At 31.9% G+C, this 12,266-nt stretch carries 9 protein-coding genes and 1 riboswitch; of the genes, 6 read left to right on the forward strand and 3 right to left on the reverse strand.

Features of this window, described 5'->3' with window-relative positions:
• Window positions 1-207 precede the first annotated feature (207 nt).
• Window positions 208-1,743: a glutamine-hydrolyzing GMP synthase gene (gene guaA, locus AACQ14_RS07870; RefSeq protein WP_339363032.1), complete on the forward strand. Its 1,536-nt coding sequence runs from the start codon at window positions 208-210 to the stop codon at window positions 1,741-1,743.
• A gap of 270 nt (window positions 1,744-2,013) precedes the next feature.
• Here the strand turns inward: guaA and AACQ14_RS07875 are convergent, their stop codons facing one another.
• A complete protein-coding gene (locus tag AACQ14_RS07875; RefSeq protein ID WP_339363033.1) occupies window positions 2,014-2,436 on the reverse strand; it encodes a very short patch repair endonuclease in 423 nt (140 codons plus the stop codon).
• A 160-nt stretch (window positions 2,437-2,596) separates the two neighbouring features.
• Here AACQ14_RS07875 and AACQ14_RS07880 point away from each other — a divergent pair, with 160 nt between their 5' ends.
• Entirely contained in the window at window positions 2,597-2,800 is a 204-nt protein-coding gene (locus AACQ14_RS07880; protein ID WP_113674617.1) for a hypothetical protein, read from the forward strand.
• 17 nt (window positions 2,801-2,817) lie between these two features.
• Window positions 2,818-4,020, forward strand: coding sequence for a DNA (cytosine-5-)-methyltransferase (dcm, locus tag AACQ14_RS07885; RefSeq protein ID WP_339363034.1), 1,203 nt, complete (start codon window positions 2,818-2,820; stop codon window positions 4,018-4,020).
• Between the two features lie 43 nt (window positions 4,021-4,063).
• Here the strand turns inward: dcm and AACQ14_RS07890 are convergent, their stop codons facing one another.
• Together AACQ14_RS07890 and AACQ14_RS07895 are read right to left on the reverse strand one after the other, a co-directional pair.
• Complete coding sequence (locus tag AACQ14_RS07890; protein ID WP_339363035.1) at window positions 4,064-4,678, reverse strand: BglII/BstYI family type II restriction endonuclease; 615 nt, start codon at window positions 4,676-4,678, stop codon at window positions 4,064-4,066.
• Between the two features lie 46 nt (window positions 4,679-4,724).
• A complete protein-coding gene (locus AACQ14_RS07895) occupies window positions 4,725-6,140 on the reverse strand; it encodes a Sau3AI family type II restriction endonuclease (protein ID WP_339363036.1) in 1,416 nt (471 codons plus the stop codon).
• A gap of 425 nt (window positions 6,141-6,565) precedes the next feature.
• Between AACQ14_RS07895 and AACQ14_RS07900 the strand changes: the two genes are divergently transcribed.
• The 3 genes from AACQ14_RS07900 (at window position 6,566) to purH (ending at window position 11,914) form a co-directional block, all read left to right on the forward strand.
• A complete protein-coding gene (locus AACQ14_RS07900) occupies window positions 6,566-7,906 on the forward strand; it encodes an NCS2 family permease (RefSeq protein ID WP_339363037.1) in 1,341 nt (446 codons plus the stop codon).
• A gap of 9 nt (window positions 7,907-7,915) precedes the next feature.
• A riboswitch (ZMP/ZTP riboswitch) is annotated at window positions 7,916-7,997 on the forward strand.
• A 96-nt stretch (window positions 7,998-8,093) separates the two neighbouring features.
• Window positions 8,094-10,316: a formate C-acetyltransferase gene (gene pflB, locus AACQ14_RS07905; RefSeq protein ID WP_339363038.1), complete on the forward strand. Its 2,223-nt coding sequence runs from the start codon at window positions 8,094-8,096 to the stop codon at window positions 10,314-10,316.
• Window positions 10,317-10,360: 44 nt separating this feature from the next.
• The gene (purH, locus tag AACQ14_RS07910; RefSeq protein ID WP_339363039.1) at window positions 10,361-11,914 is read left to right on the forward strand and encodes a bifunctional phosphoribosylaminoimidazolecarboxamide formyltransferase/IMP cyclohydrolase; all 1,554 of its coding nucleotides are present in this window, start codon (window positions 10,361-10,363) and stop codon (window positions 11,912-11,914) included.
• Window positions 11,915-12,266 lie beyond the last annotated feature (352 nt).

A 12,266-nucleotide genomic window follows, 5' to 3' on the forward strand; every position in this document is an offset into this window, starting at 1 on the left:
CTACTTTAATTTTACACTAACCATAAAAGTTGAATAAATAAATAAAATGAGTTGACAGTATATATATGTCTAAGGTATTATTTTAATATTAATTGATAGATTATAATAGTTAATTTGTGACTGTAACAATAAGTATATTCATTTATTAACTCATTACATTACTATAAATAACATAAATAAATAACAATCTTTAGGAGGATATAATCTATGAAGCATGAATTAGTCATTGTTTTGGATTTTGGTGGACAGTACAAACAATTGATTGCTAGACGTGTTAGAGAAGCTAGCGTTTATTGTGAAGTTATGCCTTTTGATACTCCACTTAGTAAAATAAAGGAGAAAAATCCTGTTGGTATTATATTCACAGGTGGACCAAGCGTTGTCTATGAAGAAAACGCACCTATGTTGGAAAAAGAACTATTTGAACTTGGTATTCCTGTTCTTGGAATCTGTTATGGTTCTCAATTAATGGGATATGTTCTCGGTGGAGAAGTTGAAAAAGCACAGCATAGAGAATATGGTAAAACAGATTTAACAGTCAATACTAATAATCTTATGTTTAAAGATGTAGAAGAAAATACAACATGCTGGATGAGTCATACTTATTATATAAGTAAACCACCAGTAGGTTTTGAAGTTATTGCGACTACAAAAACATGTCCAGTTGCAGCTATGGCAGATGTAGAGAAAAAATTATATGCTGTTCAATTTCATCCAGAAGTAGTTCATACACCAGAAGGAACTAAGATGTTAAGAAACTTCCTATATAATGTATGTGGCTGTAAGGGCGATTGGGTAATGACTGATTTCGCTAAAGAGCAAATTAGATTATTAAAAGAAAAAATAGGCGATAAAAAAGTTTTGTGTGCGCTTTCAGGTGGTGTTGACTCATCTGTAGCTGCATTACTTATCCATAAAGCAGTAGGAAAACAATTGACTTGTATATTTGTTGACCATGGACTTCTTCGTAAGAATGAGGGTGACGATGTAGAACGAATATTCAAGAAAGAATTTGACATGAACATTATTCGTGTCAATGCTGGAGAACAGTTTATATCAGCATTAGAAGGTATAAGTGATCCAGAGAGAAAACGTAAGATTATCGGTGAAGAATTCATCAGAGTTTTTGAAGCTGAAGCTAAAAAAATTGGAACTGTTGATTTCTTAGTTCAAGGAACAATCTATCCAGATGTTATTGAAAGCGGAACTAAGAACGCAGCAGTAATCAAGAGTCACCATAATGTTGGAGGACTTCCTGACTATGTTGATTTCAAAGAGATTATTGAGCCTCTAAGAGATCTATTCAAAGATGAAGTTAGAGATGTAGGACGTGCAATAGGTATACCTGAATTCTTAGTAAGCCGTCAGCCATTCCCAGGTCCAGGACTTGCTATAAGAATCATAGGAGATATCACTAAAGACAAAATTGCAATATTACAAGATGCAGATTATATCTTTAGAGAAGAAGTGAGAAACGCTGGTCTTGATAAAGAGATATGGCAGTATTTTGCAGTTCTTACTAACTCAAAAAGTGTTGGAGTAATGGGTGATGAAAGAACATATCATTATACTATAGCTCTAAGAGGGGTAACTAGTATAGACGGAATGACTGCTGACTGGGCTAGAATACCTTACGATGTACTTGAAAAAATGTCTGTTCGTATTGTTAATGAAGTGGATAATGTTAATAGAATTGTTTATGATATTACTAGTAAGCCACCGGCTACTATTGAGTGGGAATAGAAGCGAATGTTATAAACACTGCTTTTCAGTGATTATAGGATAATTCAGCAAATAAAACATTTATTAAAGATAAACTAACAAACAGACAAATCAACTCCTATTAATATAATATTAGGGGTTGATTTTTTATAGTCATTTGAGTATAAGTTCTGAAATGAATCTGCAAGAAATGTAATTATAATAGAGTTAATCTATAATTTGAGTTATTATATGATACAAAGTTAATAAATACGGCTTGTATACAAAATATAATATAGATATTTGTAACAGCTATTGTATATTTTTATACAGAGCTTCAACCACTGATTGCATTGTTTTATTAAAATCGCGTTTTAGCTCACATTCCCATATAATTATAACTTGTATTCCCATATTTTGTAGATCATTTTTATTCTTAATATCTCTAGCCTTATTTTTGTTAATTTTGTCAAGCCAAAACGAAGTATTGCTTTTTGGAGTTTTATAGTATTTACAATTTTCATGTCCATGCCAAAAACATCCATTAATAAAAATAGCAGTATTATATTTAGAAAGATATACATCAGGACTACCTGGTATTTTCCTGTAATGTTTTCGATACCTAAAGCCATTATGATATAAATACTGACGAACCATTAGTTCAGGTTTTGTATCTTTACCCCTGATTTTTGACATTATTTCACTTCTCTTTTTTTTAGAAACAGTATCAACCAAATCATCACCTTCTTATATTTCTATAGTCCTATATATAATATGTGTAAAATTATATTTAATATAACTAATAAAGAAAAGAAATAAACAGAACATACATTTGAATAAAAAGGTTGAAAAATCAAATATACTATGTTATTATAAATATAGAAAGGGTGAAAATATGTCAAATAATAGTGGTTGGGGAGGAGTAAGAAAAGGTGCTGGCAGGACTCCACTGGAAGCCAATAAAAAAAGAAAAGGCGCTAAGATATATATCACGGATAAAGTCAAGGAAGATATAGCAGAATATGGACTAGGAAAAAGCTTCTCTGATAAAGCTGTGGAATTAATAAATTCTGAAATAGAAAAAAGAATGAAACAATAGTGCTTGGAGGAAAAGATATGAGAAAAACAGTTGTTGAGCTTTTCGCAGGAGTTGGAGGATTTAGAGTAGGACTTGAGAAGTCATCCAGAGAATGGGATTTTGTTTGGGCAAATCAGTGGGAGCCACTTAGAAAGGCTCAAGACGCATATAAATGTTATGTACACCATTTTGGAGAAAGTGAACGTCATGTTAATGTAGATATTAATGAAATAGATAAAAAGAGTATTCCAGATCATAATCTTCTTGTTGGAGGATTTCCTTGTCAAGATTATAGTGTAGCTTCTACTGGAGCTAAAGGTATTCAAGGGAAAAAAGGTGTGTTATGGTGGAATATATTTGAAATTCTTAAAGCTAAAAATCCAGCTTTCGTTCTTCTAGAAAATGTAGACAGACTATTAAAATCCCCTTCAAGTCAGAGAGGTAGAGATTTTGGAATAATGCTCTCTTGCTTAAAAGAACTAGGTTACGGTGTAGAATGGAGAGTTATTAATGCTGCTGAATACGGTTTGCCACAAAGAAGAAGAAGAGTATTTATATTTGCATTTAGAAATGATACCAAATACTATAATGATTATAAGAATCTAAATTTTAGAGAATGTATACATAGTAAGGGCTTTTTCTATAGTCAATTTCCTATTAGTGATGAAGATGGATTATCTAATCAATGTAGATTAGATTATAAAAATATAATCGAGGTGTCTAATCAATTCAGTTTCAAGTTTATGAATTCTGGAGTTATGATAAATGGATATATATATACAGAATCTGTACAGGCTGATTATAATGGTAAATATGGACTGTTAAAAAATATTTTGGAAGGTAATGTTGATAGTATATATTATTTAAACGGTGAACTAGGTGATTGGAAATATATGAAAGGTGCTAAAAGGATTGAGAGAGTTAGTAAAACTGGTCACAAGTATATTTTCTCAGAAGGGAAAATTGCTTTTCCTGACCCAATTGATAAACCTTCGAGAACAATGTTAACAAGTGAAGCTTCAAAAAATAGGAGTACTCATATAGTTAACGACCCACACACAGGTAAAATGAGGAAATTAACACCATTAGAATGTGAAAGATTAAATGGATTTCCTGATAATTGGACTGATACAGGGATGTCAGAGAGATTTAGATACTTCTGTATGGGAAACGCCTTAGTTGTTAATTTAGTTGAACTTATGGGTAAGAAACTTAATAAGATTGTGGATTATGAGGAATAGAGGTCAAAGGTGACCCCTATTCTAATCTCGCCGAATTTTGGTGTTAATTAAGCTTTTTAATAATCCCTATTTTTTTATTACCTTTTTTTTGATGTTTAATTTCAAATTTTTTTGGTGGTCCAAGTCCAATAATTACCATAGGGACAGTAAGTAGATTATTTAACGGAATTAGGTAACGCAGAAATTTTTCATATGTTCCTGTTGCACTATCAAATCCTCCAGCTTTTTTCATTGATTCTGTTGCGCAAATAATTATACCAGCCTTCGTTTGAATAGCTTTTTCTACATGATTTAGTTCACTAGCTAATATAGGTTTTATTAAATTCCAAGCAATAGCTTCTCCATGATTAAAGGCTACTTCTATAGAGATATTATCTTTAGCAAAATCTAGTTTCCATCTGTTCTTTTGGTATTTAGTATCGTTGAAAATAGGACTTTGATTCTTCCAATGTAAAGCAATTAATTCTTTTTCAATTAGAGAATTTAATGCCTCAGAGATACTTTTCGCTTTTCTTTTTTGGGTTTGAAAATAGTTAATGATATCATCATCAGTAATATTATCTAATGTATTAGTTATTTCTTTCCATAAATTGTTGAATTTAGGTTGTGTTTCAAATATTTCCAATCCATATCTAAATGAATGAGTTATATAGTCCATTATATCCCCTTCTTTTTAATATAACTAAATAAAACATTGATTGTGATTACTTAGTTAATCCAGTTTTATTTATCTGGTTTAGAATAAAATTATTATTTAACCAAAAACATTGCTTGGTCATCCATCTTCCATCAGGTAATTCATCTGCATTTTTATTAAACGGTTCATATGAAGCTTTACTAGCATGTGGTCTTACATGACAAACATTATTGTCAGAGGCTGAGGGCAAGTTATTAAAAACTTTGGTTTTTCGTTTAGTTAAAATAACTCCATTTTTAATGGTTTCTATTGTCTTAAGCCAAACTTGTCTTACTTCGGTTTCAATAATATTTACGGGCATATTCCAAAACATAGTTTTTTCAAGGATTAATTTCTGAGTATTATCAAATCTATATATTATAAAAAAGAATTTAGTTTCATTAAGCTTACATCTAAAGTTTGAATTTTCCCAAGTTTCATTAATTAAGGATTTAAATTCAAATGCTGGAAAGGACATATGTTGTTTAATAATTCCGTTTGATTCAATTCTAATTGTTTTAATTTCAATATTAGCTTTATTAAACTCTTCGGCTGAATTTGAATTTACACCAAGGATTTTTAAGGCAACTTTGGAGGTTTTATCTTTTGCATGTAAAGATACGTTAAATTCTGAACAAAGTGATTCAATATCTCTTCCATAATACTTAGAAATCTTGTTTTCTACATATGTTTCTAAAGTTTGATGTTCTAATATACTCGAGTCCTTTATTATAGGTTCATAAGTTTGCTTTTTTTCGAGGATATAATTTCTTAGAATGTGAGTCATATACGAGTTTTTAAGTGAGAAAGCTCTTTGTTGAGCTTTAGTATCCGAGTATGGTTGCTTTCTGTAGTTATCCTCTTTTCGACTGCCTTTCGTACAGGCGCCTAGATACATTGTATCTCCTTCAGATAGTTCGTGTGCTTTTCCTTCACGAATTTTATTAACAATCTTATTCCAGTCTTGTTCAATAATTTGAAAATCTTCTTTTGGATACTGGAATAGCTGAGCATATTTTATTATAAAATCCAATCTATCTGCTTTATCATAATCGTGAAGGTAAAATAACAGTAGCAATAAGCTGTTTTTATGTAGAAAAGAACTGGTGGAAAAACTTTCGTTAACTATTTCTTCAAAATTTATTACATTCATAACAAGTCTTTCCTTAGCTGAATAAGGTATTGGATTTTTTTTTGTTTTTTTAATTCTTTTATATGGTGTTACTTTTAGTTCAACCCCTGCATTATTAAAGTCAGGTTCTTTATCACTGTTTAATTCATACATAAAGTGATACTTTTCTATTATTTGCCCTAATCCTCCTTTACCTTTATATTCTTCATGTGCATCAGTCAAAATTTCTCTGAATGTTAAACCTTCTATTTGTTTGGCATAACTCTCAATTGATTTGGGTGAATACTCATCGTAGGGTAGAGTATTGTTCATTGAACTTCATCCTCTCTTTAGTTTGCTTGATAGTACAAATGTATTATATAGTATTTATATGTACATTTCAAATATTGTGTACTTCTTTGGGATAAAAAAACATACTGCTATACAGTATTGAAAGACAAAACTTAAATAAACATTAGACTAACTAGTTAGTCAGTTGGTTATAAAATGTGATAAATATGGATTTGAAAAAAGATAGTACTGAGGTTTTTGAATAAATTATCCCTCACATAACCACATCCACTAATTATCCCTCTAATCTACTAAAATAGACATATAGTAAGAAAATAACTTTCCAACCTACAAAAAAACCGAATATTTATCCTGAAATAACAAAAAACATTCGGATTTATATTGACATGGAAAATTTTCTCTGATAAAATAAGGTTTGTAATAGAATATCGGATGGAGGGTTAAAGATGGAAAGATTCTTTAAACTTAGACAAAACAATACCAATGTAAAGACTGAAATATTTGCTGGTATTACTACTTTCATGACAATGGCATACATATTAATCGTTAATCCAAGTATATTATCTGGATTACAAACAGCTGATGGATTCATACCTACTGGTATGGATAAAGGTGCAATATTTACTGCAACAGCATTAGCTGCAATTATTGGTACTTTGATAATGGCTTTAGTAGCTAATTATCCATTTGCACTTGCTCCAGGTATGGGACTTAACGCATTCTTTGCTTTTACTGTAGTTCTTAAGATGGGATACAGTTGGCAAGTAGCTCTAACAGCAGTATTTGTAGAAGGTATCATTTTCATAGTTTTAACATTTGTTAATGTCAGAGAGGCATTATTCAATGCTATACCAATGAACCTTAAATATGCAGTTAGTGCAGGTATCGGTTTATTTATCGCTTTTATAGGATTACAAAACGCAGGTATAGTAGTTACTGACCCTGCAACATTGGTTACACTTGGTGATATGACTTCAGGTGCAGTAATACTTGCTATTATTGGTGTTTTAGTCACTGCAATATTAGTTGTATTAAAAGTTAAAGGATCAATATTATTAGGTATTTTGATTACTTGGATACTTGGAATGATAGCACAAGCTATTGGAATTTTTAATCCAGTATTCAGTGTAATTCCAACGGATGTTTTCTCAGCACCTCCTAGTATAGCACCAATCGCCTTCAAATTTGATTTTAGTGCATTAGCTTTAGCTAACTTCTGGGTTGTTGTTTTCTCATTCCTATTTGTTGACTTATTCGATACATTAGGAACTTTGATAGGTGTTTCTAGTAAAGCTGGATACCTTGACAAAGATGGTAAATTACCAAAGATCAAACATGCATTATTTGCAGACTCAGTTGCTACAGTAGCAGGAGCATGTTTAGGTACTTCAACAACAACAACTTATGTTGAAAGTGCATCAGGAGTAGCTGATGGTGGTAGAACTGGATTGACATCTTTAACAACTGCAGTATTTTTTGCACTTGCATTATTCTTCTCACCAATTTTACTTTCTGTTCCAGCATTTGCAACTGCACCAGCATTAATAATTGTTGGATTCTATATGATAGAATCAATTGCTAAAGTAGATTTCAGTGATTTAACAGAATCTATTCCAGCTTTCTTAACAATTCTTGTTATGCCTTTGACATATAGTATTTCAGAAGGTATCGTGTTTGGAGTAGTTTCATATACAATTATTAACTTATGTGTGAACAAGGGTAAAAAAGTTCATCCAATTATGTATGTACTTTCAGTACTATTTGTGTTAAAATACATATTATTATAAAATTAAATATATCTTCTGTATGACTGGCGGAAGTGGGAGTACCCACAGGGAGTACAGAATTATAATTATGCCGACCGCCTGGGCAATAGACCGTTATAGAGTCTATGTGCTCAGGCGGTCTTTTATTATCTTAGTGATAAGCTTTTTGCTTTTCATGTCTTATTAATTAATAGAGAGGATAGATAAAATGAAACAATGGCATAATTTTAAAGAAGGAATATGGAAACAAGAAATTAATGTAAGAGATTTTATACAAAAGAATTATAATCCTTATGAAGGGGATAATAGTTTTTTACAAGGACCTACTAAGAGGACTAATGAACTTAATGAACACTTCAAAGAATTGAAAAAAGAAGAACTTGATAGAGGCGTTCTTGATATTGATACAAGAACGGTATCATCCTTGTTGACTTTTGAACCAGGTTATATTGACAAAGATAAAGAAATCATAAAAGGTTTACAAACTGATAAACCATTGAAAAGATCAATCAATCCTTTTGGTGGAATTCGTATGACTAGAAATGCTTGTCAGGCATATGGATATGAAGTTGACGAAAAAGTCGAGGAAGAATTCAAATATAGAACAACCCATAATGACGGTGTTTATCGTGTTTACTCAGATGAAATGAAATTAGTAAGAAAGACAGGTGTTATTACAGGGTTACCTGATGCATATGGCAGAGGTAGAATAATAGGAGACTATCGTAGAGTTGCTCTCTATGGTATAGATCATCTAATACAGGAGAAACAATTAGATAAGAAAAAATATAGCAATGAAATAATGTCAGATGAAAATATTAAGTTGCTTGAAGAATTATATAGACAAATAGATTTCTTGGATAAGTTGAAAGAAATGGCGAAATTATATGGAGATGATATCTCACTTCCAGCTGAAAATGCAAGAGAAGCGATACAATGGATATATTATGTATACCTAGGAGCTATAAAAGAACAAAATGGTGCAGCTATGTCGCTAGGTCGTATCAGTACATTTATAGATATTTATATTGAAAGAGATATAGCAAGTGGACTAATCACAGAAGCCAGAGCACAAGAATTAATTGATGATTTAGTGTTAAAATTACGTATGGCAAGACAACTAAGGACTCCTGAATATAATGAACTTTTTGCAGGGGACCCAATGTGGATTACAGAAGCAATAGGTGGTATGGGTGAAGATGGAAGAACATTAGTTACTAAGAGTTCATATAGATTCATTAATACTTTATATACTTTAGGTTCAGCACCAGAACCTAATATAACAATTTTATGGTCAAAAGAATTACCAGCTGATTTCAAGAAATTCTGTGCAAAAGTATCAATTGACACAGATTCCATACAATATGAAAATGACGATTTGATGCGTTCTCTATATGGAGATGATTATGGTATAGCATGTTGTGTATCAGCTATGAAAATAGGAAAACAAATGCAGTTCTTTGGAGCAAGATGTAATATGCCAAAAGTATTATTAATGGCATTGAATGGCGGCAAGGATGAAATAAAAGGTATTCAGGTAGGACCAGAAATGCAACCATTGGAGGGAGAAGTTCTTGTTTATAAAGATGTACTTGAACGCTTCAAAAAGTACCAGCAATGGTTATGTAAGTTGTATGTGAATACTATGAATGTAATACATTATATGCACGATAAATACGCTTATGAGAAGCTTCAAATGGCTCTACACGATACTGAGGTTGAACGTACTATGGCTTTTGGTATGGCAGGACTTTCAGTAATGGCAGATTCCCTTAGTGCTATTAAATATGCAAAAGTTATTCCAATACGTAATGAAGTTGGATTGATTATAGATTTTAACATCATAGGTGATTATCCGAAATACGGTAATGATGATGACAGGGTAGATAGAATCGCAAGTGATTTAACAACAGGTTTTATTGATGAATTAAAGAAGCATAAGACTTACAGAAATTCGACTCCTTCATTATCTATTCTAACCATAACATCTAATGTTGTCTATGGTAAGAAAACAGGTTCTACACCTGATGGTAGAAAGAAGGGACAACCTTTTGCACCAGGAGCTAATCCTATGCACAATCGTGACCACAAAGGAGCATTGGCATCACTTAACTCTGTGGCAAAGATTCCTTATGATAGCTGTTTAGACGGAATATCATGTACTTTCTCTATTCAGCCTAAGACTTTAGGGAAGAGTGATGATGAACAAGTAAAAAATCTTGTCAGCATTTTAGATGGTTATTTCTATCAAACTGGACATCATATAAATGTCAACGTATTGGATAGAGAAAAGTTGATAGATGCTATGGAACATCCAGAAAAATATCCTAACCTGACTATAAGGGTATCAGGATATGCAGTTAATTTTAATAGATTAAGCAGAGAACAACAGGAAGAGGTTATTAATAGAACTTTTCATGGTAAATATTAAGACTTGCCTTCCATAAAATATAAAATAAAAAGGAGATTAGAAATATGAAAAGAGCGTTAATCAGTGTTTCAGATAAAGCGGGTATAGTAGAATTTGCTAAGAAGTTAGTAGAGCTTGGAGTTGAGATTATTTCAACTGGTGGAACTGCTAAGAAACTTATCGAGAATGGTGTAAAAGTAATCGGTATTTCAGAAGTTACAGGATTTCCAGAGTGCCTAGATGGAAGAGTTAAGACACTTCATCCTAATATTCACGCTGGATTGCTTGCAATGAGAAGTAACGAAGAACATATGAAACAATTAGAAGAATTAAATGTTACTCCTATAGATTTAGTAGTAGTTAATCTTTATCCATTTAAACAAACAATCTTAAAAGATGGAGTAACCAGAGAAGAAGCTATTGAAAACATTGATATAGGTGGTCCAACGATGCTTCGTTCAGCAGCTAAGAATTTCCAAGATGTTGCTGTAGTAGTAGACCCAGAGGATTATGATACAGTATTAAAAGAAGTTGAAGAGAAAGGCGAAGTATCATATGAAACAAAATTTTATTTATGTTCTAAGGTGTTTGAGCATACATCACACTATGATACTTTAATAGCTAATTATATGAGAAAGCAAAGAAATGCTAATGATTATCCAGAAACAATTAGTATGACATTCGAGAAAGTGCAAGATATGAGATATGGTGAAAATCCACATCAAAAAGCTGCTTTCTATAGAGAAGTAGGGAATACAAAAGGATGTCTTACTAACGCTAAACAGTTACATGGTAAAGCATTATCTTTTAACAACATAAACGATACTAATGGAGCACTTGAATTATTAAAAGAATTTGATGAACCTACAGTTGTAGCTTGTAAGCATGCTAATCCATGTGGAGTAGGTAGTGCAGATAATATTTGTGATGCATATCTGAAAGCTTATAAAACTGATCCAGTTTCTATATATGGTGGAATAATTGTAGCTAATAGAGAAATTGATAAAGATACTGCAGAGGAAATCAATAAGATATTTGTTGAGATTGTAGTTGCACCAAGTTATAGTGAAGAAGCAATAGAGGAGCTCACTAAGAAAAAGAATATCAGAGTACTTACATTAGAGAATATATTACAAAAACAACCTGATACAGCATATGATCTTAAAAAAGTAAGTGGTGGATTACTTATTCAAACAATAGATAATGAGTTATTACCTAATGATCTTGAAGTTTTAACAAAAGCTAAACCATCCAAAGAACAAATGGAAGATTTGAAATTCGCTTGGAAAGTTGTTAAGTTTGCAAAATCTAATGGTATTGCTATAGGAAAAGATAAGATGTCTCTTGGTGTTGGACCTGGACAGGTTAATCGTATATGGGCTTGTAAGCAAGCTATTAGACACGCTGCAGAGCATCTAGGAGCTGATTCGTTAAAAGGTGCAAGCCTTGCATCAGATGCTTATTTCCCATTCCCAGACTGTGTTGAAGAAGCTGCAAAAGCGGGAATTACTTGTATTATACAACCAGGTGGTTCTATAAGGGATAAATTATCTATAGAGGCTTGTGATAAATATGGTATTGCTATGGTGTTTACTGGAATGAGACATTTTAGACATTAATATTTAGTAATTAAATTAGAGCATTTAAGAGGGGCGTATATCTTAAATGCTTTTTTAACATTATAAAATATATGGTTAGTACAAGTAAGTCAGAAAAAGTATTTTGTTCTGCCTTGGTTATTGCAAAATAGTATATGTATATGTTACGCCAGCTACTTGCTCGTCCTGAGCCAACAAATAATAATGGACATCGAGTCCATCATTATTTCTGACAGCCCTACTAGGACTGTCAGATTAAATGCTGGGTTCGGCGTCCTGCCTCACTACTCCACATATACATATACTCTTTTGCTTTAAGTAACCGTTAATAGTATCACAAAACACTTTTTCTTCTTACTTAGAATACTCAAGG

The organism is Vallitalea maricola (assembly GCF_036985595.1).
In the GTDB taxonomy this organism is placed as follows: domain Bacteria; phylum Bacillota; class Clostridia; order Lachnospirales; family Vallitaleaceae; genus Vallitalea; species Vallitalea maricola.